23 protein-coding genes and 2 tRNA genes are annotated in these 23676 nt (G+C 62.7%); 21 read left to right on the forward strand and 4 right to left on the reverse strand.

All coding sequences use genetic code 11. The features are described 5' to 3' along the window. Positions 1-71: 71 nt before the first annotated feature. The 10 genes from BHD07_RS08740 (at position 72) to BHD07_RS08785 (ending at position 14150) form a co-directional block, all read left to right on the forward strand. A complete protein-coding gene (locus tag BHD07_RS08740) occupies positions 72-353 on the forward strand; it encodes a hypothetical protein (RefSeq protein ID WP_127630027.1) in 282 nt (93 codons plus the stop codon). A 76-nt stretch (positions 354-429) separates the two neighbouring features. Further along, positions 430-1080, forward strand: a complete 651-nt coding sequence (locus tag BHD07_RS08745; protein ID WP_338279090.1) for a hypothetical protein — start codon at positions 430-432, stop codon at positions 1078-1080. Continuing rightward, positions 1077-3167: a hypothetical protein gene (locus BHD07_RS08750; protein ID WP_338279092.1), complete on the forward strand. Its 2091-nt coding sequence runs from the start codon at positions 1077-1079 to the stop codon at positions 3165-3167. The genes BHD07_RS08745 and BHD07_RS08750 overlap by 4 nt, the downstream gene beginning before the upstream one ends. Further along, positions 3164-3721, forward strand: coding sequence for a hypothetical protein (locus BHD07_RS08755; protein WP_338279094.1), 558 nt, complete (start codon positions 3164-3166; stop codon positions 3719-3721). Before BHD07_RS08750 ends, BHD07_RS08755 begins: the two co-directional genes overlap by 4 nt. A gap of 1 nt (position 3722) precedes the next feature. Next, positions 3723-6515 carry a lysozyme gene (locus tag BHD07_RS08760; protein ID WP_338279096.1) on the forward strand — a complete coding sequence of 931 codons (2793 nt, stop codon included), beginning with the start codon at positions 3723-3725 and terminating at the stop codon, positions 6513-6515. Next, entirely contained in the window at positions 6512-8377 is a 1866-nt protein-coding gene (locus BHD07_RS08765) for a hypothetical protein (protein ID WP_338279097.1), read from the forward strand. The genes BHD07_RS08760 and BHD07_RS08765 overlap by 4 nt, the downstream gene beginning before the upstream one ends. Beyond that, positions 8374-10875, forward strand: a complete 2502-nt coding sequence (locus tag BHD07_RS08770) for a hypothetical protein (protein ID WP_338279098.1) — start codon at positions 8374-8376, stop codon at positions 10873-10875. Before BHD07_RS08765 ends, BHD07_RS08770 begins: the two co-directional genes overlap by 4 nt. A gap of 73 nt (positions 10876-10948) precedes the next feature. Further along, a complete protein-coding gene (locus BHD07_RS08775) occupies positions 10949-11317 on the forward strand; it encodes a hypothetical protein (RefSeq protein ID WP_338279101.1) in 369 nt (122 codons plus the stop codon). Positions 11318-11364: 47 nt separating this feature from the next. Further along, a complete protein-coding gene (locus BHD07_RS08780) occupies positions 11365-13899 on the forward strand; it encodes a hypothetical protein (RefSeq protein ID WP_338279102.1) in 2535 nt (844 codons plus the stop codon). Between the two features lie 11 nt (positions 13900-13910). Then, complete coding sequence (locus BHD07_RS08785) at positions 13911-14150, forward strand: hypothetical protein (RefSeq protein ID WP_338279104.1); 240 nt, start codon at positions 13911-13913, stop codon at positions 14148-14150. Here the strand turns inward: BHD07_RS08785 and BHD07_RS08790 are convergent. After that, positions 14131-14922 carry a hypothetical protein gene (locus tag BHD07_RS08790; protein WP_338279106.1) on the reverse strand — a complete coding sequence of 264 codons (792 nt, stop codon included), beginning with the start codon at positions 14920-14922 and terminating at the stop codon, positions 14131-14133. The two genes, BHD07_RS08785 and BHD07_RS08790, sit on opposite strands and share 20 nt — an antisense overlap. A gap of 137 nt (positions 14923-15059) precedes the next feature. On the opposite strand from BHD07_RS08790, the gene BHD07_RS08795 reads away from it, so the two are divergent. The 5 genes from BHD07_RS08795 (at position 15060) to BHD07_RS08815 (ending at position 16932) form a co-directional block, all read left to right on the forward strand. Then, on the forward strand, positions 15060-15740 hold the full coding sequence (locus BHD07_RS08795) for a hypothetical protein (protein ID WP_445190477.1): 681 nt from the start codon (positions 15060-15062) through the stop codon (positions 15738-15740). Further along, a complete protein-coding gene (locus BHD07_RS08800; RefSeq protein WP_338279108.1) occupies positions 15737-15967 on the forward strand; it encodes a hypothetical protein in 231 nt (76 codons plus the stop codon). The genes BHD07_RS08795 and BHD07_RS08800 overlap by 4 nt, the downstream gene beginning before the upstream one ends. After that, positions 15964-16203, forward strand: coding sequence for a hypothetical protein (locus tag BHD07_RS08805; protein ID WP_338279110.1), 240 nt, complete (start codon positions 15964-15966; stop codon positions 16201-16203). The genes BHD07_RS08800 and BHD07_RS08805 overlap by 4 nt, the downstream gene beginning before the upstream one ends. Positions 16204-16345: 142 nt before the next feature. Beyond that, positions 16346-16645 carry a hypothetical protein gene (locus BHD07_RS08810; RefSeq protein ID WP_338279112.1) on the forward strand — a complete coding sequence of 100 codons (300 nt, stop codon included), beginning with the start codon at positions 16346-16348 and terminating at the stop codon, positions 16643-16645. Next, a complete protein-coding gene (locus tag BHD07_RS08815) occupies positions 16642-16932 on the forward strand; it encodes a hypothetical protein (RefSeq protein WP_338279114.1) in 291 nt (96 codons plus the stop codon). The genes BHD07_RS08810 and BHD07_RS08815 overlap by 4 nt, the downstream gene beginning before the upstream one ends. 311 nt (positions 16933-17243) lie before the next feature. Here the strand turns inward: BHD07_RS08815 and BHD07_RS08820 are convergent, their stop codons facing one another. Further along, entirely contained in the window at positions 17244-17669 is a 426-nt protein-coding gene (locus tag BHD07_RS08820) for a bleomycin resistance protein (RefSeq protein ID WP_100672237.1), read from the reverse strand. Between the two features lie 130 nt (positions 17670-17799). Next, positions 17800-18741: a LysR family transcriptional regulator gene (locus BHD07_RS08825; RefSeq protein WP_100672238.1), complete on the reverse strand. Its 942-nt coding sequence runs from the start codon at positions 18739-18741 to the stop codon at positions 17800-17802. A 206-nt stretch (positions 18742-18947) separates the two neighbouring features. On the opposite strand from BHD07_RS08825, the gene BHD07_RS08830 reads away from it, so the two are divergent. Together BHD07_RS08830 and BHD07_RS08835 are read left to right on the forward strand one after the other, a co-directional pair. After that, on the forward strand, positions 18948-19568 hold the full coding sequence (locus BHD07_RS08830) for an FMN-dependent NADH-azoreductase (RefSeq protein WP_100672239.1): 621 nt from the start codon (positions 18948-18950) through the stop codon (positions 19566-19568). 108 nt (positions 19569-19676) lie between these two features. Beyond that, positions 19677-19961 (forward strand): hypothetical protein, encoded by a 285-nt coding sequence (locus BHD07_RS08835; protein WP_100672240.1) that lies wholly within the window; start codon positions 19677-19679, stop codon positions 19959-19961. Here the strand turns inward: BHD07_RS08835 and BHD07_RS08840 are convergent. Then, positions 19951-20826: a TrmH family RNA methyltransferase gene (locus BHD07_RS08840; protein WP_100672241.1), complete on the reverse strand. Its 876-nt coding sequence runs from the start codon at positions 20824-20826 to the stop codon at positions 19951-19953. The two genes, BHD07_RS08835 and BHD07_RS08840, sit on opposite strands and share 11 nt — an antisense overlap. A 215-nt stretch (positions 20827-21041) precedes the next feature. On the opposite strand from BHD07_RS08840, the gene BHD07_RS08845 reads away from it, so the two are divergent. The 4 genes from BHD07_RS08845 (at position 21042) to BHD07_RS08860 (ending at position 23652) form a co-directional block, all read left to right on the forward strand. Continuing rightward, positions 21042-21126, forward strand: a tRNA-Tyr gene (locus BHD07_RS08845). 23 nt (positions 21127-21149) lie between these two features. After that, positions 21150-21223, forward strand: a tRNA-Gly gene (locus BHD07_RS08850). 261 nt (positions 21224-21484) lie between these two features. Then, entirely contained in the window at positions 21485-22660 is a 1176-nt protein-coding gene (gene tuf, locus BHD07_RS08855) for an elongation factor Tu (protein WP_100672242.1), read from the forward strand. A 326-nt stretch (positions 22661-22986) separates the two neighbouring features. After that, on the forward strand, positions 22987-23652 hold the full coding sequence (locus BHD07_RS08860) for a hypothetical protein (protein WP_100672243.1): 666 nt from the start codon (positions 22987-22989) through the stop codon (positions 23650-23652). The last annotated feature ends 24 nt before the right edge of the window (positions 23653-23676 follow it).

A 23676-nucleotide genomic window follows, 5' to 3' on the forward strand; every position in this document is an offset into this window, starting at 1 on the left:
TGCGTGTCAACCCTCCCGCCTCGGCGGGAGGGTTCTCCTCTTGATCTTCAATCCTTCGAAAGGGAACGACTATGGCCCATCGCGTTCGCGATCTCCGCCGCCGCACCACGATCAGCATTCCCGGTCAGCGGCAAATCACCTTCTCCGACTATGCGACCACGCACACCAAGGCCGAAGTGTTGGCGGCCGGCTTCTTCAACGACAGCCGCGACAACGTCACGGTCGGCAGCATCATCGACGCGGTGGTCGATATCGACGGCACGCCGGAATACGTCCGCATCCGGTTCGCCACCGTTCCGGCGACCGGCAACGTCACCGTGACGGACGTCACCGGCGACACCACGCCCGACTGATCGGGTTTAGTTCGCACTCAACGCTGGGCCGCGGCCGGTAATCTGGCCGCGGTCTCTCTATTTCTGGCGGGCGGCGATGACGGAAGACGAAGCAACGATCATCAATTATGCGCTGACCGATATCGGCGCCGGGCCGATGTTTTCGATCGACGACGACAGCGAGCTTGCCGAACAGATCCAGTATGTCTGGCAGCCCGTCGTCGATCGCACTTTCGGCATGCACTATTGGAGTTTTGCGCGGAAGACTTTCCGCAACGAGCGCCTGGCTGCCACGCCGGAGAACGGCTTTTCATACGGTTTTACTTTGCCGCCCGGCCGCATCGGGAACCCGCTGAAATACTCGGCGGATCCGCGTTGCCGTTCGCCAATCCGTGATTTCACGCTCGAAGCGGGGCAGCTCTATTGCGATCATCCGGACACCTGGTCGCTTTGCCGGGTCTATGTGTCGCCGACGGTCTGGCCCCCGGAATGGCGCGCCGCTTTCATCACTGCACTCGGCGCCTATCTCGCCGTGCCGGTCTGGCAGGACCGGCAGATGCGTGACGACATGCTGGTCGAGGCCTTCGGCACCACGTCGCGCGACGGCACGGGCGGCGTGTTCGGCCGGCTGATGGCGCAGGACGCCGCAAGCCAGCCGGTCGGCGATCCGCAGACGTGGGACGATCCGCTTTCGAACGCTCGGTTCAACAGTGCCCGCGATCACTGGGCCGGGAGGTACGCCGAATGACCAGGATCTCCGGACCGCTGAAGAGCAGTGCCAACGCCGGCCAGCTCTCGAAAAGCCTGCTCGGCAAGGTCAATCTGAAGCAATATTATTCGGGTGCAAAGCGCATGCTCGGCGTCGAGCCTATCCCGCAATCTGGCTTCAACCTGCTGCCCGGCTCGCGCTATGCCGGCGCTGGGGTCTCGGCGATCTGTAATAAGACGGTGCTCCGGATCTCCGGTACTCTCTCCTACACCCTGATTGTTACGCCTGGTCGGGTCGATATTTGGCGCAATGACGTGGTAAAGGTCGCAACCGTGACCACGGGTGCGGTTGCCGCGATCACGGCCGCCATGCTGCCCGACCTGCGTTTTTACGGCGAGGCGAACACGGTCGGCATCTGGCATGTTGATCTGTGGGAAGCGGTTCGCCTGGTGCGCGACCCGGCCAATGACGCGAACTGGACCGTCTCCGCGTGGCCCTATGGGGAGTTGCCGGAAGTCGACCTCGGCGGCACCTACACCAAGACGGACGATATTTGGACGCTTTACCTCAGATGGTCCGACGGGCTCGGCACGCTCATCGGCGCCTTCACTGTCGAGGGGAACACGACCGATGCGATTTCGCTGTTCGACAGTGTCGGCGGCTTCACTGCCGTCGCGGCGGCGATACAGGCGGAAATCTCGACCTTGCCTGGTCTGTCATCCGACGTGAGCGTAGCTTTCATCCGCGACGCCAGCGACTATGCGGAATTCACGATCACGTTTGGTGGCGTGCTCTCGGGTGCGGAATATCAGTTCGACGCGCAGATCACCAACACCTCCAGCGCATCGGCTCTGACGAGCCATACGCAGGTAGGCAAGACGGCGGGAGAGGCTTTGATATCTGCTGCCCGCGGAGGTTTCGCCGGCATGTCGTTGTTTCAGGACAGGGCCTGCTACTTCGGCCCGACGGCAAAGACTGCCGCCATCGCCATGTCGCGGATCGGTGAGTATTTTGATCTGAATATCGAGGCTCAACAGGAGAATGCGGCTCGGCTCGAAGCGCTGCGATCGCAAACCAGTGAGCGGATCCTCTATCTGATAGATGCGACTTACCTGATCGCCTTCACCAACCAGGGTGTCTATTTCGCCTCGAACCGGACGATCGAGCGCAACAAACCGCTCAACTGGGTCAACGCGTTCGAATACGGCATCAAGCAGAACTGCCAGCCGGTCAAGCTGGAAGGCAAGGTCTATTTCGTCGCCAATGACGGCGGGCGGCTCTACTCCATCACCTATGACGCGGTGAGCGAGATGTTTGCCCCGAACCCCGAAAATGATCTCAATGGTGTCGACCCGGATGACCTGGTGCGCGACATCAAGACGATGTGGGTGCAGCATAAGACCGGCAGCATGGTGAGCGACCGGCTGTGGCTTCTGCGCGAAGACGGCCGCGTCGTCGTCTGCGTCATCAACAAAACGCAGGAGATCATGGCCGCCTGCGAGTGGCCGATCGCCGGAGGCGGCGTGGCGCACGGTCTCTCTGTCGACGGGCAGGAGCAGGTGTGGCTGACGATCGAGCGCAACGGAACGATCGTCGAGGAAGTCCTCGAAGAAGAAAGCGTCAACCTCTTCCAAATGGCCTTCAGCGTGACGACGGATCTAACCGGGCAGGCGAGCGGACTGTCCGCCCTCAACGGACGAACGGTTTGGGCCTTGATCGACAACGACGTCTACGGCCCATTTACGGTTTCTGGCGGCTCTGTGCAGACGGGCGTCTCGTCGCGGCCGGCGAAGATCGGCATCTGGGTCGCCCCGCTCTACGAAAGCATGCCCTATGTGCAGGTTCTCCAGAACGATGACGTTGTGCGCCGCCCGGGCAAGGTCGGGTCCGTCCGGCTTTATCTCGAAAATACGGCCTCGATCGCGATCGGGGCCAATGGGCGGGCGCCGCGCGACGTCTCGTTGGCGCTGGCGAGCGACGATCTCGACCAGCCAAAGAAGAATTTCACGGGGCACAAGCCAGTTGCCGGCCTGGTGGGCGCCTGCATGGATCCAACATTGACGATCAGCCAGGTGCGGCCGGGGCGGCTGCGGGTGCGTGATTACATTCCGGGGGTGAAACTGTGACAGAATTCGCGGCAGCTCTGACGAGCCTTTTTGCATCTTCAGCTCCTGCGGCAACGTCAGCGGCGACCGCGGGGGCGACGGCCGCTGGCGGCGCGGCTGCTGGTGGGTTTTCGCTGTCTTCGCTGTTGCAGGGAACAGCGACAGTCTTCTCGGCTTTCAGCGCGCTCGGTGCGGGAGAGGCCGACGCCGAGCAGTTCGAGTTGGCAGCCGACGATGCGGCTCGCGAGAAGCCGCTCGAAACTCTACAGGGCATCAACCGGCGAAGCGGCATCAAGGCCGAGATGATGAACCGCATCGCCGAGCAGGACGTCGCAAACGCTGCTTCCGGCGTCGATCTGTCATTCGGAACGCCGATGCAGGCTCGGCAGGACGCGTTCCGCCAGGGCGATCTGGCGCTCTCGACAGACGTCGGCACAGAGCAGACGCGCATCGCGCGCCTGACCGAACGCGAGGCCAACTATCGCAAGCGAGCCAAGCGAGCCCGATCGGCTGGCATGCTCGATGCGCTCACCATCGGCCTGACGGGCGCAACCTCGATCGCAGACAGGTACTGACATGGCAAACCGTCGACTTGATCCCGTTTCCTACCGCCGGTTCGAAGCGCAGCCGCTGCTTGCCGAAGGCCTGCTTTCCGTTGCCCGCGACAATGGAGACCTAGAACGCAAGGTCGCCATGGGCCTTGCCCGTGCCGCCGACCAGTTCGGCCGTCGCGCCGATCGGCAAGCACAACGCGCCGGCGAGCTGGCTGGCGCGCGTGATGCGCTGGCGGGTGCGCCGACAGGCGCCACGGTGAGCAGGACCGCGTCCGATCCCGCGGCGACGGGAAGCGTCACGCCGAGCGGTGTCGTCACGACGGCGTCCGGTTCGGCCGCAGATCTGGCAAAATCGGTGCTGCGGAAGGAAGAGGGCTTCCGGGAAACACCCTACTATGATGTCAACGCGCACCGCGTCGGATACGGCTCCGACACGACGGTTCTTGCCGACGGCCGTGTCGTGCCAGTGAAACCCGGCATGCGGATCACGCGCGAGGATGCCGAGCGCGACCTTGACCACCGCCTTTCGAACGTCGAGGGCGCTCGAGCGCGCCAGCAGCTCGGCGATCTCTGGAACACGCTTCCAGCAAACGTGCAGGCCGGCCTCCTCTCGGTAGCTTATAATTACGGTTCCCTGCCGGAGGCCGTCGTTTCGGCGGCGAGCAGCGGCATCGATGCGATCGCCTCGGCAGTGTCGGGCCTGTCGTCGAACCCGGAGCGCCGGCAGCGCGAGGCGGCGCTGATTCGTGCCGGAGGCGGCGCGCCAGGGGAGACCTATTCGCGCTTGCCGTCTCCCGCCTCTGTCGCTCCGATCTCGGTGACGCCCATCAGCGACCCGGTAACCGTGACGCCGGGCACGCCAGGCACTTTCCGGCCGACGGGGCGAGACACAGTCTATGGCCGCGCCTATGATGTCGCTGGCACCCGCACCTATCTCGAAATGGCCGATGCGGCGATGATGGAGAACCAGCGCGCCATTTTCGAGCAGTACCAGAACGACCCGGCGAAACTGCGCCAGGCGCTGGACGAGGGGCTGGAAGCGGATCTTCGCGACAACGTGTTCGAGGAGATCGCGCCGGAATACACCGTTGCCTATCGCAAGCGGGCGACCAGCCTACTCGACAAGGCGGAAAGCGCGCGGCGCGAACGCGAGCTGATGCAGAACAAGGTGGACTTCCTCGGCCGTGTCGAGGATCTGGAAAACCAGAAGAGCCAGCGGCTTGCCGGCATCGATTTCAGCAATCCTTCCGCCGGCGCCGATCTGGCCGACCTGCAAACCTCTATCGACGCCCATTGGGACAGCGCCGTCGCGCGCGGCATTGTCGATCTCGACGATGCGGAAAAGTTCAAGCGGCAAAGCCGCTCCGATGCGACGGTCGGCTTCTACGTCAGGCAGGCGCTGACCATGCCGGCCGACGACATCAAGACGCTTCGCGCCAAGATGACCGAGGACTATGCCGCGGGCGATCTCGCCGGCGTGACGGCCGACGACTGGGACAAGATCGAAAAGGGGCTCGCCGGCGCGGAAAGCGCGCGTCGAACGCAGGACGAAAAGGCCAATTCCGATTTCGCAAGGCGCGGCGAGGATCTGGCGAAGCGGGTCGCCCGTGGTCTTCCGGTGACCGCCGAGGAGCTGGCCCGTTTCCAGCTCGACGCCGGTACCGCGCCGAAGGGCAAAGAGATTGCCTCCTCGACCCTTGCTCGCATGCGTGTCTCCGAAGCAATCCGAACCCAGCCGATCGGCGCGGTGGAGCGCAACGTGAAAACGCTCCTCGGAGAGGGGGCAACCAGTGAGGACGTCGATTTCGCCCGGCGCACGATCGCCGAGCATCGCAAGGATCTGCAGACGGATCCGCTGGGCGTTGCCGAGCGGTTCGGTGTCCTGCCGATTTCTCCGGGCCTGCCGCTCGACGGCGACATCGACCCGGCAAGTGTTGCCGGCGCCTTTGCCGAGCGGATAAATGCCGCCAACGCGGCCGCGCAGCATTTCGGTGTACAGCCGAAGTTCTTCCGGCCGGGAGAGGCGGAAGCGATCGAGGCGGCGGTGAAGGCGGATCCGCAGCGCGGGCTCGACATCGCGGCCGGCCTGGTGAGCGCTGCCGGTGGCAACACGGATAAGGTGTTCCGCGAGCTGGGCGGCACGGCGCCGGCCGTCGCGCTCTCCGGCGGGTTGATCGCGTCCGGCGGCAACCGGCAGGCGGCGCTGGATCTGATCTCCGGCTTCGGCAAGACGCCGGATGGCAAAGATTATCCCGACATGCCGAACACGAAGCGGCTGCCGGCGGCGCAGGCGGTGACGGGGACAGCACTCGTGTTCACGCCCGACCAGGTCAATCGTCTCGACCAGGCGGCGGCCGCGATCGCGCGCAAGCGGCTCTATGATGCCGGCATCGACCCGAAGAAAGATGACGCCAAGCCTCTCTATGAGCGGGCCTATCAGGAGGCCGCCGGCGCTTCATTCTCGAACGGCGTGCAGTTCGGCGGCATTGCCGACTATGATCGCGGTGCCTGGTACAGCCCGCAGAAGGTCTTGTTACCCCCATCGGTCCGCGCCGATCGCTTCCCCCAGCTGATGCAGGCGCTGACCGACCAGGACGTCGGCCAGGTGAAGGCGAAAAACGGCCGCGTCTGGGCGGCCAAGGATTTCCAGAAAGCAATGCCGGTCGCCGTCAAAGGCGGCTTTGCCTTCGCTCTCGGCGATCTCGACGGCGCCGCTCCGATGTTCATCGCCGATGAAAACGGCAATCCGGTCGTGCTGGATCTCGAAGGCTTGCGGCCGGTGCTGGAGCCGCGCGTTCCGGGGGGCTACCGATGATCGACCTGATCGAACCTTCAGCGCTGCCAAAAGATAGCCTGTCGGAAGGGCCGGAAAGCTGGGGTGAAGCGTGGACCCGCCTTGTCGCCGAAGATGCCGACGCGGGCCGTATCATCGAGAACTTGAATTCGGATCAAGTTCTTATGAGCGAAATCTATGCCGATCGTATCGACCGCATCGAGAGCCTGACGGGCACACGGCTGCCAAACCCCGTAGAGATCGCGCCGCTCGCAAGGCGACCGAGGTTCAATCTCGGTCGAAGCATGGCGGCCACCGTGCCGGAGATCGACCCGACAAGCACGATCGAGGAGTTTGACCGGCGGACGGCCGAGCTGGCCGGCAGGTTCCCGCAGATCGAAAGCATCGTAGGGGAGACGATCGAGGCCGAAATGGGACGGCGGCGCCGGGAGAGCCAGGCCGAGGCGGCACGCGCCGCGGAAGCTCCGGAGCTGGGAGCGCTCGGCCGTTTCACCGCGCATCTGGCCGGCGGCCTGGCAGGCGCCGCCCGTGACCCCAATCAGTGGCAGATGGCCGCCTATGGCGGGATATCCACGGCCGGCAAGACGGTCGCCGGCCGCATCGGGCAGACGATGATGACGGAATTCCTGCTCAATGGCGGGCAGGAAGCCGTGCTGCAGATCGCTAGCCAGGAGCGCAAGCGCGCGGCCGGCCTTGATCACGGGCTGCAGGACATTCTTGCGAATGTCGGTATCGCCGGCACCTTCGGCGCGCTCTTCGGTGGCGCGGTGCAGGGCGGCGCAGAGCTGGCAAGGATCCTCAATCTTGGCGAGGGTGGCGCCGAGCGCGCTGCGCGTGTCATCGAGGGCCGTCCGGAGCCGGGCGACGTCGAGGCGGTCGCCAAGGCAATGAATATCGAGCTGACGCCCGAAAGGCTCGACCTCCTGAACCGTTCTTTCGAAGAGCGGGTGCTCGACGACGTGATGATGCCGGCGGATGCGGATCCCGGGCAGATGCGCGTGTTCGAGGCCGCGCAACGCTATGCCGACGATCCGGACAACAATCCGCCGCCGGAGTTGGTCGAGCGCCTGGTGGCGGACGAAGAGGCGGTGCGCACGCGCTTTTCCCCGGATGCCTATGAGCGGATGTTCGCCGGCGACCAGAACGCGATCGACGACATCGCCGATACGTTCATGGTTGACACGATCGACGATGCCGCAACGCGCATCGACGCCGTTGCCGATAGGGTGGATGCGATCGCCGAGGAAGTCGAACAGCTGACTATGTCTGGTGGCCGCAGGGCCGAAGGCGGCGGAGATATCGCGATCGAGGAGCGATGGCCGGTCGAGGATCGGCAATCCGTTCGTGCTGAGCAGCAAGAATTTCTCCGCAGCGCCACGCTTGAAGAGGGAAGCTCGGCCGCCAATGGCAAGAACGTCATGGGCATCGCCGTAAACTCTCCCGAGCTGGAAGCGGCCTTCATGGCGGGTGTCGACGATGCTTTGACGGGCGCGAAGCCGCGGACGTTGCCCAATCGGCAGCAGCAGATCCTTTACGAGACCGGGACGGCTCGGGCGACGGCTGCCATGGCGGATGGCGGGCTGTCTCCGGGGCCATTGCAAGTCGCAAAGCCTGCTCGGCTCGATCCTCTTCAGGGGCAAACAATTCGCCCGAGCGAAACGCCCGAACCACTCGACGATGCTGCGGAGCGCATTGCCGACGTACAGGCCGGCGATATCGTCGAGCCTGCCCGTGACGCCAACGGCAACCCGGAAAATTTCCTCGACTTCGTCGGCGTCGAGGACGGCGACGGCAATGTGAAAATCATGTCGACGGCCGAGGCCCTGGCTATGGCCGATGAACCCGAATTCTTCGCCGACCTTCTGGAGGCCTGCAAACTATGAGCCTACGCGATTGCCTGAATTCCGCCGTCGAGCAGGGCGCCATCAACTCCCGTCAGGCGGAAGAGCTGCATCGCTATTATGATGCGCGGTTCCGTCGCAAGCGTGCCGGCATGACCGAGCGGGAAGCCGCCGCGGCTGCGCGCGAGGAAGTCGTCGAGGCACTGCGCGCCGAGGCGAAAGAGCTGCGCCGCCAGGTGAAGCTGAACGAAGCGCGACGGAAGGAAATCGCCGAATTCATCGAGAATTATCGCGATCGCAACGGCGATCCCAACCAGCTCGACGCTGTCATGTCGCTGATGATCCATAACGGCTTCAAGGGTACCCAATCCATGGCCGGCAAGGCCAATGCGATCATCGCGATGGCGCATCGGGATCTGTCGGAGGTTATGTATCATTTCCGGCGATCGAAGGGGCTCGGCTTGCGGCAGAACAAGGCGGACCTTCCCGATCTCATCAAGGCGATGCACGGGGAGCCGACCAGCAATCAAACGGCGAAGGCGCTGGCGGGGGCACTTTCCGGAGTGCTCGAAGATCTGCGGCTGCGCTTCAACGCTGCCGGCGGCAACATTCCGAAGCGGCAGGACTGGGGCATCGTGCACAGCCATAACCGCCGCGAGATCCGCAACCTCGGCCGCACGCCGGAAGAGGCGCGGGCTCGCTGGAAAGACTTCATCCGCCCGTTGCTCGATCCCGAACAGATGACCAATCCGAACACGGGGGAAGTGATCGGCGCTGACGGCCTCGACGCTTCCCTAGATTATGTGTTTGAGACCATCACGTCGGACGGGTGGGCGCATCGCCGGCCGGAGGCGCGGCGCTTTGGTCAGGGCAAGACGGCGAGCCGGTACCAGGACAGCCGGTTCCTGATCTTTAAGGATGCGCAGAGCTGGCTGACCTATAACGAGCGCTTCGGCAACCAGGATGCCATCGGCTCGATCTTCAACCACATCAACGGCATTGCCCGCGATATCGCCTCCATGGAGCGTTTCGGGCCAAATCCAGACGCGACGATGGAGTGGCTGAAACAGGCGGTGCAGGTCGATATCGGCAAGCGCCAGGCGGGCGCCATAGACACGCAAGGAAAGCCGCCGGGCATGTCGGCCGTCAAGTGGGCCGGATATCGCGTCGACAGCCTCTGGCGGGCTCTGCGCGGCCGGGAAACGGTGCTCGATGCTCCGGCGAAGATTGCCGGTGATGTCCGCAATCTCGCGACCTCGGCCATGCTGGGATCCACGGGCATTCTCGCTGCCTCGACGGATCCGTTCGTCTCGGCGGCTGCGCGGCGCCTGGCCGGCCTTCCGGTGACGTCGACCCTCGGTCCGATGCTGAAGCGTTTCGCCCGCGACGGCGATCGGCGCGCCATGGCTCGCCGTGCTGTGATTTGGGAAGATTACCTGCACACCATGAACGAAAGCGCCCGCTTCGTTGACCAGATGTTCGGTCATGAATGGAGCCGGTACCTGGTCGACCGATCGCTGACATGGAACGCGCTGTCGCCGCTCACCGATGCCCGCAAGCGCGTCGAGGCCGGCGCCTGGCATGAGACGCTGGGCGGCTATGCCGAGGAAAACACCGATTGGATCGACCTTCACCCGCTGCTGAAGAACGCGATGGAAGGGTTCGGCATTACTGCCGACGACTGGCACAAGATGCGCGCCGGCGTCGACGACATGGGTTTCCTCGACCCGGGCGGCGTCTTCGCGAAGACCGGCGATCGGGCGCTCGCCGAGAAATATGCCGAGATGATCCTGCAATGGTCGGAACGTTCGGTGCCGGCCGGCGACCCGCGCATCAAGAGCGTGCTCACGGGTGGCGTGCCGCGCGGCACCATCCTCGGCGAGATCGGCGAATTCGGCTCGCAGTTCCTGTCCTTCGGCATGAGCTTCACGGCCCGACAGCTCGAGGCGATCTACCGCTATTCCATGCTCGCCCGATCGAGCCGCGGCAAGGTCGCCCGCGGCGCCTGGTACTTCGCCGCGATGGCGATCCCGCTGACGATTGGCGCAGCCTTCTACCAGCAGGTGCTGAACGTCCTCAATGGCAAGGATCCGGAGGATATGACCACTTTCGATTTCTGGGGGCGCGCATTCGTCAAAGGCGGCGGCGGTGGCCTTTTTGCCGATTTCGTCAACCGCGCGGAAAACCGCTTCGGCCAGAGCTTCGCCGAGACCTTGCCCGGACCTGGTGCGGCTTTCATCGGCGACACGCTGGACCTGACGCTGCGCACTATCCGCGCGGTCATTCCCGGCGGGGAGGATCAGAAGCTCGGCCGCAATGCCTCGAAATATGTCGGTCGCTATACACCGATCCTGGCATCCCATCCGGCGACCCGGATGTGGTACCGCCGAGCCTTCGTCGACCAGCTGCAGTGGCTGACGGATCCGGACGCCGACAAGAGCTTTCAGGCGCAGAAGCGGCAGTCCGCAATGTGGTGGCAACCCGGCGAATTGCAGTTCCGCCGTCTGCCGGCGCCCGAAGCTGTCTTGGGGACAGAATAGCTCTGGCTCTTCCACCGATCACCGGGGCGTGCTTTAGGTTGCATCTGGGGATTGCAAAACCGCTGGGGGAAATATGCGCCTTATCACGATCGCCGCCGTCGGCCTCGTGCTCGCCGGATGTACGAGCACACCTGACCGATACGCGGCACAGCTGCCGCAAGACGATCCGAAATACAACACGGCTGAGTGCAAGGAAATCCGGCTCAAAGCCTTGGAATTTGACAACAAGGTCGGATCGCGCGTGGCGATTGTCTTGGCTTCCGGCCTGCTGCTCGGGCCGTTCGGCATCCCGATCGCGGCCGCGGCCGACGCGGAGCGAGAGGAAGCGCGTCGGGTTTTCGCGCGCGAGGTGCATCTGCGCTGCTCTTCGAAACCGCTGCCGAAGAACCTTGAGATTAAGCCGCCGGCGAAGCCTAAGCCCGGCCGCACTGAACGGGCCTGACCGGCCGGTAGGCTCTGCTCTGATCCGACAATCAGGGCAGGGCGGCCATGACCAATCCATATCCCATTCCACGCGGTGTGCGGCAGACCGACGTCCTCGTCGGCAATGGCGGTAGGGTCTATGGTCCATTCGACGGATTGAAGGTATTCGACACTGAGGATGTCGAGGTCTTGGTGCGGCCGGTTGATGCGGAGTTCTTTTCGACGGCTAGCGTGACCGTTGCGAAAGTCTCCAGCGAGCCCTTCGACTATTTCACGGTTGAATTTCCCTATGACGTCCCGACGACGACACGCTACCAGGTGCGTTCGGTGCGCCTCGCCGAGCGTTCGGCCGGCGTCGAAAAGGGAACCCGGATCGATATGACCGGGCTCGAAAAGGAGCTGTCAAAGATCGCCACCACGCAGCAGGAATTGCGGCGTGATGTGTTCCCCGCCGATCCTGAATTGGCTGACGGCGATATCCTGATGGTTAAGGACGGGCGGATGGTGCCCGGTCCCGACTTGCCGGCGCTTGCCGCCGAGGCGCAGGCCGCACGCGACATAGCGGTCGCCGCTGCTGCTGATCTTATAGCACAGGGCAACGTGCCGATTTATTCGACTGTAGACGCGCTCGCCGTTCTTGAGATCCCCCAGGGCACAACCGCCTTTCAGACGCGCGGGTTTCATGAACTCGGCATTGGCCCTGGCATGTTCATCGATCCTGTCGATGCGGATCCTGCCAGGAGCGACTACGTCGAGGTCACCGTGAAGCCAGTCAGTGGTCCTCCGGTCCAGAGGTGGTATCGCGAGGCGCAGGAAACGGGGAGGATCGACCTTGCGCGCCACGGCCTCTTCGGCGATGCGGCGACCAACAATCTCCGCGACGAAACCACGACCTTTCTCGACGCCGTCGAGGTTATGGCAGATCGTGGCCTCAAGGGCCTCACTTCGCCAGGCGGCCGCGGCTACAAGCTCATCCATGGCGCCGTCCCGGCCGACTTCGATTTCGACGGCGGTGGCTCGACACTGTTCGCTGACTTTAGCGAACACGAGCCGGGCAATAACTACGCCTTCACCATGCTCTCGACCCAGTCTGCGGACAACCGGAAGATTGCGCTCCGCAATGTCATTCTGAATGGCCAGAACAACCCTGGCGTCGTGATGCAAGGCGGCGAGCCGCTTCTCTACTTCCGAGGCGGCGAGACCGATCTCGATCGGGTGACGATGACGCGCGGTGCGAACCGGCGATATACCGGCGGTGTCAACACGCCGCCTGCCAACAAGAACGACTACGAGAACGCCGAAATCCTGATCCGCAATCCCACCAGGGTCACGGTCGACCGCTGCATCTTCCGTTCGTCGCCAGGCGAAAACCTGCAAATCGCCGACGACAACCGCACGGCGATCGTGCAAGTCATGCGCAGCTACTTCACCAAGAAGCGGGATTTCAACTCCGGCCTTTGGTCCTCCTCCGGCCTCAACATCTTCAATGCACTCCATGTACTGCTTTGGGGGAATATCTTCGAGGACTTCATCAAAGGGCCGGCCAACATCGAGGCCGAGCGAGCGTTCGCCTTCTTCAACGTCGTTCGCAGGGTTTCCGACAGCAGCGGGCTGGACTTCTGCGAAGCTAGAACCATGCGCAACAACCAAATTGTCTGCGTCGGCAATCACCTGGAAGATATCGTCAGTGTCGGCCTGCGCTTCAGCAGCTCGAACGTTCTGCTCGACGGCAACAGTTATAACCGCGTCAATATCGGTGCCAGCAACGAAGGCGGCGTCGTACCTGGCACGGGCGCCGGCAGCTGGATCAAGAATAACCCGGCGCCGCTCTATAACTGGATCATCCGCAACCAGCTCTACATGGATTGGAACGCGGCTCACGCTAACCTGATTGGCGTCCGCGCGTTGGGCGCGTCGTCGACGATGCCTGTGCACGTGGAGCTGAACGGCAACGATATCTATGACCGGCCGGACGCAACGAACAAAAAGGCGCTCTATGGCTTCTGGGGGCAGCACAGTGAGCTGGTCGCCAAAGGGCGCCATTCGCTTGGCCGCACGGCGGTGATCTACCAGACGGGCGCCTCTCGGCTGCATGCTATTGACGCCCAGTTCGCCCCGGAGGCTGGTGAAAGCGTTCACACCGTTCATCTTGACAGCGCGATCGCAGCCGAGCGCTCGATCGTCTTCGACACCGTAAAGCGCGAAACGGTGCTCGATGCCGGCAACTTCGACATTCGCACTGACGGTGGCACGATCGACCGCAAGGCGATCCATGTGAATAACTCGCCGGCCTTCGCCGCGACGAGCAACAATGCCGTGGCTTGGCGGGACGGAAAGCTGACAGGCACGGCGAACTACACCGCCGGCGGTACGCTCGCCGATGGCTCCGGCTTCTCGCTCGATGTCACCGTGACCGGCGCCAGGCTTGGTGACGAACCCTCGGCTTTGGTCAACTCCGGTTCTGTCGCAGGCATGAACATCGGTGCAACCGTTAAGCAGGCGGACATATTGACCGTGCGAGTTCAGAATGAAACTGGCGCGGTGTCGGCAACTCTCCCCAACCCGCTTCCGATCACTGCGATCGTGCGGCCTGGCCCATAAGAGGGACAATCATGGATAGCTTCTATTTCACGTTCAAGGAAACCAGCTTCCACCATGGCTTTTATGCCGAGGTGATAGCAACCAATCTGGTCGAGGCCAAAGAAGGTATCGAAACCGCCTATCCGGGCCAGTGGCAGGGGGGCGAAACGGCCGAAGAGGCATCGGATTGGCTGCCGAAACAGGAGCTCCAGAAGCTCGTCGCGCTGCACAAGCCGGAGGGTGAGTGGAAGATCAAGCGGGCGGGCTGGTAAGCGAGACGACCGTGGCCTCGATGTCCTGGACGATCCGGGAAGTGAGCGCGATGAAATCGCAAAAAATAGCCAGGGCCGCCTTGTCGTGCAATTCAGGTATCCCTGCCAGCATGTAGTGTGACCGCGCTTCTACTTTGAGCTTTTCAAGTCCATGGCGAGGAAGGTAGGCGATCACAAATTCGTTTTTCCCTTCAACCTTCTCCGGCGGCAAACGGAACTCGACGGGATGCTCAGTTGAGAATTCAACTTTCGACGGATACGCCTGCACCATCGTTGACACAGGGACTTGATGCTTGTTCGGGCCCGAGATTTTCCCGAGCGTGCGTAGCAGGAAGTTTCCGCCGATATGATTTGGTGACGGCCACCATGGTTCGAAGCCGCGTAAGACGGCTTTGAGTTCGGGGGCAACGTCGGCGCAGTTCCTCTTCTTCGTAAACAGATCTTCGAACTCCGCGGGATCGCTCGCAAACGGAAAATACGTTTTCTTGCCTCCGGTTGGAGAAATGAGGGTAGTGCCTGCGAACACCGCCTGATCAAGGGCGTGCCGGCAGTCGTTAACGACCCGATAAGCTTGGCGCCGGATCTTGGAAGACGGTGGTTCAAACGCGAGTTTCAGAAGGATCTTGTTGGTGGAGGGGTCTTCCTCTCGCAGCCATTGCGCAGGGCGCTCTCGTTCGAACTCTACCAGGGCGGATAGGAAATCATCCACGCCCTCCTGCGCTTCATCGATCAAAGCGTATGCGCTTTCAAACTGTTCCAGTTGCGCTGGCATCTACAATCCTCGATCCACGGCACCATAGCGTTCCCTACAACACCTGCTTGATTCGGGTAATTGGCAGCAACCGCCCCGCATTTGACGGTAGCGCCGACGTCGTAGGCTTCAGCATCGAGATGCTGGAGCCTGTTCTCATGCGCAAGTCACTTCCTGCCTTCGTGCCCGCGCCCGCGATGTTGCTGCTCGACGCGATCGGCGGCATCGAGGCGCCGAGGGGCTACGACACGATCTATGGCAATAACCAGGACAAACTGGCGAAGCTGCTTACGTCGATGACCTATGGCGATATCGTCGAAGCGCAGGCGAGCTGGACGAAGCGCTTCAAGTCGAGCGCGGCCGGCCGGTACCAGTTCATGCGCGCGACCTTGATCGGGATTGCGCAAGAGATCCCGTCGCTCCGCGGCGATCTCATCTTTGATAAGGATCTGCAGGACAGGCTCGGCTATTATCTGCTGCTGCGCCGCGGCTATGAGAAGTTCATTGCCGGCGACATGTCGATCTTGGCCTTCGGCAAAGCAATAGCGCAGGAATGGGCGAGCTTCCCGGTGCTCGCGCCATGTCAGGGAGCGCACCGTGCGGTGAGGCGCGGCCAGAGCTACTATGCCGGCGATGGCCTCAACAAGGCGCTTGTCAAGCCGGAGCGCGTCGAGGCGATCCTCCGGCAGGTTCTTGCGGCGGCAGACGCCGAGCCTCTGGTGCCGCTGCCAAAGCCGTCCCCTGCGGGCCCGCAGCCGCAGTCTGTCCCAGCGGCCAAGCCCTCTCTTTGGGCCGTGCTCGCGCAGCTGCTCGCAAAGCTCCTCGGAGCACGGGCATGAAGAGGCTTGTCGAGCGCATCATTCGTTTCCGCACCTGGATCCTCAACCTGATCCTGACGCTGGCGATCGTGGCGCCGGATCTCCTGAATTCGCCCGAGCTGCTGGCGCTTGTCCCCGCCGAATATCAGCGCTGGGTGATCGCCGCCGCCTTCCTCGTCAATATCTGGATGCGTCCGCGGCCGGCCGTTCTGCCGAGCGACCCAGAAGTCAGAGGCGGGCGCCAATGAAGTGGATAACCGCAGGCATTGGGTCGATCGTCGGAGCGGCCCTTATGGTCATACCGGCCTGCTCCTACGGCCAGCGCATCGAGCGTCAGGCGCTGGCCGTCGAGGCCAGCAAGAACGCGCTGGAGCGGATCCAGAATCTGGAGAAGAGCAATGCGAACTTCAAGAAGCTTTCGGACCGCGATCGTTGCCTTGTGTTCATGCGTGACAGCGGCCTGCCAGACAGTGCCTGCGGCTGAGGGCTCCGGCTACCAGTTCGTGCGGTTCTCCGATCCCGGCGCGGCCAGGGCAGCATCGCAGGATGCGACGGCCGGGCCGGCGATCTCGTCCAACAACAGGCAGTGCCGGCAGGATCCCGGCTGCCGCAAATAGGAGGCTGCCATGCCGACGAAGACTTTCACCGCCGACACAGCTACGCCGGTCAGCTTCGGGATCGACGCCCGAAGCGATGCCGGGTATCGCGTATTGAGCTACAGCGGCAGCCTCGGCGGCGGCACGCTTCGTGTCCACACGCAGGTAGACGGCGGCGAGATCGTGCCCGTGCCGGACAGCAAGCTGGCGGCGGCCGACGTCGACGGAGACAGTGATCCCAAGCAGCAGCTGGCGTTCACATCCGCGGGCAATGTCTTCGTGTCTCTGACCGGCGCAACGGCCCCGAACTGCAAGGTCTCTGTTGCATGAATGAGAATGCGGGCTGGTTCGATCGCCGGCTTTCGATCGGCAATATCATCACCATCGTTGTGGTGATGGCGGGCCTCTTTGGCTCCTGGTACCAGTTTAAGACAGACTTGGCCCTGCAGGCGGCGGCACTCGTGACCGAAGCCTCCGAGCGGGCACGCCTTGAGGCGCGTCTGGTCAAGATGGAGAATGAACGCGACGACACGCGCGATCGGCTCACCCGCATCGAAGTGACCATCAAGCAGCTTGGCGATACCAGCGACCGCATACTGCGTGCCGTTGAAAAGTAGGGATTATCTTAGCCTCAACAGCACTGAGTATCGTGGCAAAGTCGGACAAGGCATTGCAGCTAAGTGACTGTAATGTCTCGGATTTGATATAATTTGTAATCAGTAGGTCGGGAGTTCGAGTCTCTCTGGGGGCACCATATCGCTTTCCGCCGTTATTTTTCCTTCGCTTTGGTGTTGATCCGTACTCGGAATGGAGACGCGGAAATCCTCTCGCCGATTTGTCCGGAGGGCGGCCGCACAACGTCCAACAGGCCCTCATATGGCCCTGCTGCACTCCGCTTCGGCGGGCCAACATGAGAAGCGAAGCAGCCTCATGAAGCTCCGGGGCGCAGCCCCAAAGGCTCATAGAACCGCAGCAGGTATCCGTCGGGATCTGCGACCACGAACTGGCGATTGCCGACCTCTTCCTCACCCCGTCGATACCAGCGTTCCTCGAGGGGGAGGTAGAGCGCGATTCCCTTGTCGGTCAAGGCTCGAACAAGGGCATCGGCTGAGGCAACGCGAATTTGGACGTTCAGCCCCTTTCCAAAGGGATAACTCTGCGGAAGGTGGCCGTCATCGAAGGTGCGCCCCGCGCCGATCTGATCGAGCATGAGTTCCGCGCCGTCCCGACTGAGATAACAAAAGCCCTCTTCCGGCCGTTCGTAGTCGCACGAGAAACCGAGGATATTACAGTAGAATTCTTTGGAAGCCTGCCAATCGGAGACAGCAAACTCTGGTACCAGCGCGTTACTCATCTTCAAGTCCTCCGGACATCTTAAAGTCCTCCGGGTTCCCGCATGCCTCGCCGTACCGCATCCTCGTCCTCGGCGCTCGATAACGCTTCGCTTCGAGGCGAATACGGGCGGGACGCACGAAACACCATCATCAAATCTCGAACGACGCGGCCGGCCTCGGGTCGACCTCGCGGCAGCGCTCCAGCGCCTTGATCAGATTTTCCGCCAGAAAGTCGATGAGAGCGCGGGTCGCGGGCAGCAGGCCGTGGCGCGAGGGGAAGACGAGGTGAACCATGACGTTGCCGGAGGTCCACTCCGGCAGGACCGGAACGAGGGCGCCGGTTCGGAAGGCGCGCTCGCAGATGTGGTCGGGCAGCAGCGCTATGCCCATGCCTTCGATGGCTGCGCGTTCGAGGATGAGAAAATCGCTGCAGCCGACGATGGGCCGGTGAGCGATCTCGATCGCTCCCCCGGTTGCGTGGACGAGCCGCCAGACATCATTGGGGTGCTGCTCATTCATCGACAGCGTCGGCATTTGCGAAAGATTGTCGGTCGTGATCTCACCAAGGCGCGCGAGAAGCGTCGGGCTGGCGGCGAGGCGTTGGCGCACTTCGCCGAATTTGCGGACGATCAGCTGGCTGTCGGTGTCGAGCTGGTCGCGTGCGCGCAAGGCCACGTCGATCCGTTCCTCGATGAGATCGATCCGCCGGTTGGAGGCGGTGATCAACAGGCGGACACCCGGATATCGGCGGTGAAAGGCGGGCAGGATGTCGGCGAGCATCGGTGTGAAGCCGATAGGACAGGCGAGCCGGACGACGCCCGTCGGCTCGGCGCGCACTGCGGCGATCTCGGCTTCGGCGGCGGCCACGCCGTCGAGCAGCCCCTGGGCGTGCTCGTAAAAGACGCGGCCGATTTCGGTCATTCGAAGCTTGCGCGTCGAGCGCTCGAGCAGACGCACGCCCAATTGCTCCTCCAGGCGTGCGACATGTTTGCTGAGCTTGGATTTCGGCACGTTCAGGTCGCGCGCGGCGGCGCTGAAGCCATTGTGTTTGACGACTGCGGCGAAGAGCGCGATATCGTTGAGATCCTGCATGAGTGCCTCCCATCAAAGGCGGTATCGACGTTCGGTGCGGCTCCCCGTCGATTGGAGGGTGACGATTGGAGCTCAGGGGGCCATCTGCCGCGATATATGCCGAATTGTTTCCCTGGGGAAACGGAATGTCAAATATTCGCTGACTTATCGAATGATTGTTTGCAGATCATATGTGATGCACCGCAACGTAAGCAAAGGTGCTTCCCATGAAAATCCTCCATATCGACTCCGGCATTCTCGGCGAACACTCCGTCTCCCGCCGCCTGACATCGGCAATCGTGTCGCAGCTCAAGGCCGACCAGCCCGATGCGGAGATCACCTATCGGGATCTCGCATCCGAACGCGTTCCGCACCTGACCGGCGCACAGATCATGGCGCCTGCAGACCTCGAGGGTGTCGATGCCGCTCTGGCCGCCGATGTGCGTATCGGCCGCCAGATGCTCGAGGAATTCCTGGCTGCCGACACGGTCGTCGTCGGTGCGCCGATGTATAACTTCTCGATCCCGAGCCAGCTCAAGGCCTGGATCGACCGTCTGGCCGTTGCCGGCAAAACCTTCCGCTATACCGAAGCAGGACCGGAGGGCCTCGCCAAGGGCAAGAAGGTGATCGTCGCCTCCACCCGTGGCGGTCATTATTCGGTCGCCCCGGCTTCCGCCATGGACCACCAGGAAACCTATCTGCGGTCGGTCTTCGGTTTCTTCGGCATAACGGACATCGAGTTCATCCGCGCAGAGGGCCTGAATCTCGGCCCCGACCAGAAGCAGTTCGCCATAGCCGAAGCCGAAAAGACGATTGCTCAGGGCAACGTTCTGAAGCTCGCAAGCTAATCATTCGGCCGGCGCCGTGGCGCCGGTTCGTTGCGGAGGATGCCGGCCGAGCAATCAGCCGGCATTCTCCGTTTCTGATCGGGTCGAAACTGCGCTATTCTGTCGGGCATGAAATGCGTGCGCGCCCTGCGGTTTCTGGCGTTGTCGCTCGCGGCCGTCGCCCTGGTGGCCGGAAGTGTTTCCGCGTCTGCGCCGGGCGGGCGGTGCACCTGTCGTCACCGCGATGGGGGCAAATACGAACTCGGCCAGACTGCGTGCATCCGCATCGGCGACGTCTCCTATCTCGCGCGCTGCGAAATGAACCTCAACGTCACGACATGGAAGAGATTGCAGGACGGCTGCCCGACGGCGGGTCTCGCCGTGACGATCGTCCCGCCGGCACCTATCCCCTAAGATGATGTCTTGCCGCGTACATTGCGATGGCGGCGGCATTCGACACGTTCAGCGACTTGATAGCGCCGGGCATGTCGAGCCGTGCGAGCGCCTTGACCATCTGCCGGGTCTTCTGGCGCAGGCCCTTACCCTCCGAACCGAGCACCAGCGCGATCTTGTCGCCGACGAATGTGCCTTCGAGCGGCTGCGGCCCCTCCGAATCGAGGCCTATCGTCATGAAGCCGAGTTCGTGGAGCTCCTCGAGGGTGTCGGCGAGATTGGTGATCTGGATATAAGGAATGAGCTCCAGCGCACCCGAGGCCGATTTCGCCAGCACACCTGATTCGGTTGGACTGTGGCGCATCGTCGTAATGAGCGCGCCTGCGTCGAAGGCGACCGCCGAGCGCATGATCGCTCCGACATTGTGGGGATCGGTCACCTGATCGAGAACGAGAATCAAGGGGCAGTCGCGAAGAGCCTCGAGCTTGCGGTGCGGCAGAGGCTGCGTCTCCAGCATCACGCCCTGGTGAATGGCATCGGGCCCGAGCATGCGGTCGAGCTCCTGCGGCGTTACAGTCTCGGCCGGGAAGGGGAGCGCCGCCAGATCGCCGAGCTCCAGGCGCGCGGCGGCGTTCTGCGTTACCGAGAGGCGGATGATGCGGCGTTCCGGATTGTCGAGGGCGGCGCGGACCGTGTGCAGGCCGTAGAGGAGCACCTGGTCCGGGGCAAGCGCCGGCGGCTTCCAGTCGGCGGGCAGCTTTCCGCGCTTGTCCTGGCGCGGAGTCGGAATCTCCCCGCGTTCGCGCCGGGCGTCCCGGTGCGCACGGCGCAGATTTGCATAATGGGTGTCTTTGGCGCTCTTGTCGCCGGTCTTGTCCTTGCTCATGCCGGTCTTATAGTGAGCTTCGCCTCCGGTTGAAACTGATTTCGGAAATCGCCGCTGCGGTCGGCAGTGGAGAAATTCTGAGAATTTGCATTTCGCCGTGTTGACAGGACGAATGCAGGCGGTCATATACCCGGCGCAGATCGCGGGGCGGCGACAAACGACGCCGGTTCTTACGCGATCTCAAATGCTTGGTCGATTGATCCCGACAGAAAAATGGAGGGATGCCCGAGTGGTTAAAGGGGACGGACTGTAAATCCGTTGGCTCAGCCTACGTTGGTTCAAATCCAACTCCCTCCACCATTCTGCTTCAGGATCGAAGGCCCGCGGGTATAGCTCAATGGTAGAGCAGCAGCCTTCCAAGCTGAATACGCGGGTTCGATTCCCGCTACCCGCTCCAGCTTCTTTTTCAAAGCACCAAAAAAATCCGCTGCACTTCAGGATTGTGCCGCACGCGCTTGTTTACGTTCTATTTTCCGGCCCGAGGCGTAGCGCTTTGGGTACTTCTGCCGCCGCTTGCCGCTGCCTTTCTGAAGAGGCGAGACCTTGCCGTTCCGGCGCACGCAATTAAGTCTTGCGCAAATGCGACGAAACCCTTAAACGGCTCGACAAACCGGCCCCGCCGGCTGATCCATCCGATTTGACCACAGGAAGCGTACCCATGGCAAAGAGCAAATTTGAGCGCAATAAGCCGCACGTCAACATTGGCACGATTGGCCACGTTGACCATGGCAAGACGTCGCTGACGGCAGCGATCACGAAGTATTTCGGCGAGTTCAAGGCGTATGACCAGATCGACGCTGCGCCGGAAGAAAAGGCGCGCGGCATCACCATTTCGACGGCGCACGTCGAATACGAGACGCCGAACCGTCACTATGCGCACGTCGACTGCCCCGGCCACGCCGACTACGTCAAGAACATGATCACCGGTGCGGCGCAGATGGACGGCGCGATCCTGGTTGTTTCGGCCGCTGACGGCCCGATGCCGCAGACGCGCGAGCACATCCTGCTCGCCCGCCAGGTCGGCGTTCCGGCGATCGTGGTGTTCCTGAACAAGGTCGACCAGGTCGACGACGCTGAACTGCTCGAGCTGGTCGAGCTGGAAGTGCGCGAGCTGCTGTCGTCCTACGAATTCCCGGGCGACGACATTCCGATCATCAAGGGTTCGGCTTTGGCTGCGCTTGAAGATTCCGACAAGAAGATCGGCGAAGACGCGATCCGCGAGCTGATGGCTGCGGTCGACGCCTACATCCCGACGCCTGAGCGTCCGATCGACCAGCCGTTCCTGATGCCGATCGAAGACGTGTTCTCGATCTCGGGCCGCGGTACGGTCGTGACCGGTCGCGTCGAGCGCGGCATCGTCAAGGTCGGTGAGGAAATCGAGATCGTCGGCATCCGTCCGACGACGAAGACGACCTGCACCGGCGTTGAAATGTTCCGCAAGCTGCTCGACCAGGGCCAGGCCGGCGACAACATCGGCGCGCTGCTTCGCGGTGTCGACCGCAACGGCGTCGAGCGCGGCCAGATTCTGTGCAAGCCGGGTTCGGTCAAGCCGCACCGCAAGTTCAAGGCCGAAGCCTACATCCTGACGAAGGAGGAGGGTGGCCGTCACACGCCGTTCTTCACCAACTACCGTCCGCAGTTCTACTTCCGCACGACGGACGTGACCGGCATCGTGACGCTTCCGGAAGGCACGGAAATGGTCATGCCGGGCGACAACGTCACGGTTGACGTCGAGCTGATCGTGCCGATCGCGATGGAAGAAAAGCTGCGCTTCGCTATCCGCGAAGGCGGCCGCACCGTCGGCGCAGGCATCGTCGCCTCCATCGTCGAGTAATTCCGGTCGGACCGGACTTCGAACCCCGCGGGCAACCGCGGGGTTTTTCTTTTTGGCCGTTTACCAATCAACGCTTTTGAAGCGGCGGGCGATCTCTTTCGCGTGTGATGTTTGCAACAGTGCTTGCATAGTCCCGCACGCATCGCCCGAATATCCCGGGACCTTGCCGCCGGTCCGTGTTACCTTCCGGTCCTGACGATTTGCCGAATGCGACCTACAGCGCCGCGCGTTTTAGGCGCGCAAAGGTCGCTTGAGCGCTTGAATTGCAGCATGTTTGTCCTCAATCGGCTCCGATTGGCGGAAATATGCAGCAGGATCGGAAGCCAATGAAAAGACGTATTCCCACGCGGCTTGCCGCGGCTGGCATCGTTTTGATCTGCGTCGGGAAGTCCCCGCAATTTGCCTCGGCCGCCGATGACCGCCGGCTTATCTGGTCGCCTTCCAAGACCGGAGCCAACTCCTACAAGTTCCGGTTCGGCGTTCGCCGCACGGGCCGGTGGAACACGTCCGCCGGTGCCGAAGTCTCGATGGACGCCACACGCTCTGGCAAGATCAATCCACCCGGCGCGCCGGTCCGCCTCTGGGGAACGGCTTCGCGCGGAAGCGGGCGAGGGGCGGTCACGCGTTCCTCTCAGGTCAGCGTGGACTACAATGCTTTGCGAGGGGCCGGCAACTTCGGCGCCGGTACCGCGCGCAGCTGGATCGTCACGCCCACGCTCGATGCGGAGGTCCACCGGAGCATCGCTATCCAATGCAACGCCTATGAGAGCCGGTGCAGCGAACCGAAGCTCACTCAATCCGCCAAGCTCGTGTCTCCCGCAAGCCGAACGTCGCTCACCGTGCAGAGCCAGGTTTCGCGTGACGGCGTCAGCGGTGTGAGCCGGATTGGGGTGGAACAGAATTTCGGAAATCTGCGCCTCGGCGCGGCCGTCGCCGATCCGTTGCTGGCGCCGCGCAGTGTGGTCGATGTCCGCTATAGTCTGAAGTGGTGAATCGGAAGGAACACTCGGCGCCAC

It is taken from the genome of Sinorhizobium sp. KGO-5 (assembly GCF_036245905.1).
GTDB classification, from domain to species: Bacteria; Pseudomonadota; Alphaproteobacteria; order Rhizobiales; family Rhizobiaceae; genus Sinorhizobium; species Sinorhizobium meliloti_A.

Bases quoted from the DNA above. Each gene is read 5' to 3' on its own strand.
- BHD07_RS08740 (WP_127630027.1), top strand. From the start codon at position 72: ATGGCCCATCGCGTTCGCGATCTCCGCCGCCGCACCACGATCAGCATT.
- BHD07_RS08745 (WP_338279090.1), top strand. From the start codon at position 430: ATGACGGAAGACGAAGCAACGATCATCAATTATGCGCTGACCGATATC.
- BHD07_RS08750 (WP_338279092.1), top strand. From the start codon at position 1,077: ATGACCAGGATCTCCGGACCGCTGAAGAGCAGTGCCAACGCCGGCCAG.
- BHD07_RS08760 (WP_338279096.1), top strand. From the start codon at position 3,723: ATGGCAAACCGTCGACTTGATCCCGTTTCCTACCGCCGGTTCGAAGCG.
- BHD07_RS08765 (WP_338279097.1), top strand. From the start codon at position 6,512: ATGATCGACCTGATCGAACCTTCAGCGCTGCCAAAAGATAGCCTGTCG.
- BHD07_RS08770 (WP_338279098.1), top strand. From the start codon at position 8,374: ATGAGCCTACGCGATTGCCTGAATTCCGCCGTCGAGCAGGGCGCCATC.
- BHD07_RS08775 (WP_338279101.1), top strand. From the start codon at position 10,949: ATGCGCCTTATCACGATCGCCGCCGTCGGCCTCGTGCTCGCCGGATGT.
- BHD07_RS08780 (WP_338279102.1), top strand. From the start codon at position 11,365: ATGACCAATCCATATCCCATTCCACGCGGTGTGCGGCAGACCGACGTC.
- BHD07_RS08785 (WP_338279104.1), top strand. From the start codon at position 13,911: ATGGATAGCTTCTATTTCACGTTCAAGGAAACCAGCTTCCACCATGGC.
- BHD07_RS08790 (WP_338279106.1), bottom strand. From the start codon at position 14,922: ATGCCAGCGCAACTGGAACAGTTTGAAAGCGCATACGCTTTGATCGAT.
- BHD07_RS08795 (WP_445190477.1), top strand. From the start codon at position 15,060: ATGCGCAAGTCACTTCCTGCCTTCGTGCCCGCGCCCGCGATGTTGCTG.
- BHD07_RS08800 (WP_338279108.1), top strand. From the start codon at position 15,737: ATGAAGAGGCTTGTCGAGCGCATCATTCGTTTCCGCACCTGGATCCTC.
- BHD07_RS08805 (WP_338279110.1), top strand. From the start codon at position 15,964: ATGAAGTGGATAACCGCAGGCATTGGGTCGATCGTCGGAGCGGCCCTT.
- BHD07_RS08810 (WP_338279112.1), top strand. From the start codon at position 16,346: ATGCCGACGAAGACTTTCACCGCCGACACAGCTACGCCGGTCAGCTTC.
- BHD07_RS08815 (WP_338279114.1), top strand. From the start codon at position 16,642: ATGAATGAGAATGCGGGCTGGTTCGATCGCCGGCTTTCGATCGGCAAT.
- BHD07_RS08820 (WP_100672237.1), bottom strand. From the start codon at position 17,669: ATGAGTAACGCGCTGGTACCAGAGTTTGCTGTCTCCGATTGGCAGGCT.
- BHD07_RS08825 (WP_100672238.1), bottom strand. From the start codon at position 18,741: ATGCAGGATCTCAACGATATCGCGCTCTTCGCCGCAGTCGTCAAACAC.
- BHD07_RS08830 (WP_100672239.1), top strand. From the start codon at position 18,948: ATGAAAATCCTCCATATCGACTCCGGCATTCTCGGCGAACACTCCGTC.
- BHD07_RS08835 (WP_100672240.1), top strand. From the start codon at position 19,677: ATGAAATGCGTGCGCGCCCTGCGGTTTCTGGCGTTGTCGCTCGCGGCC.
- BHD07_RS08840 (WP_100672241.1), bottom strand. From the start codon at position 20,826: ATGAGCAAGGACAAGACCGGCGACAAGAGCGCCAAAGACACCCATTAT.
- tuf (WP_100672242.1), top strand. From the start codon at position 21,485: ATGGCAAAGAGCAAATTTGAGCGCAATAAGCCGCACGTCAACATTGGC.
- BHD07_RS08860 (WP_100672243.1), top strand. From the start codon at position 22,987: ATGAAAAGACGTATTCCCACGCGGCTTGCCGCGGCTGGCATCGTTTTG.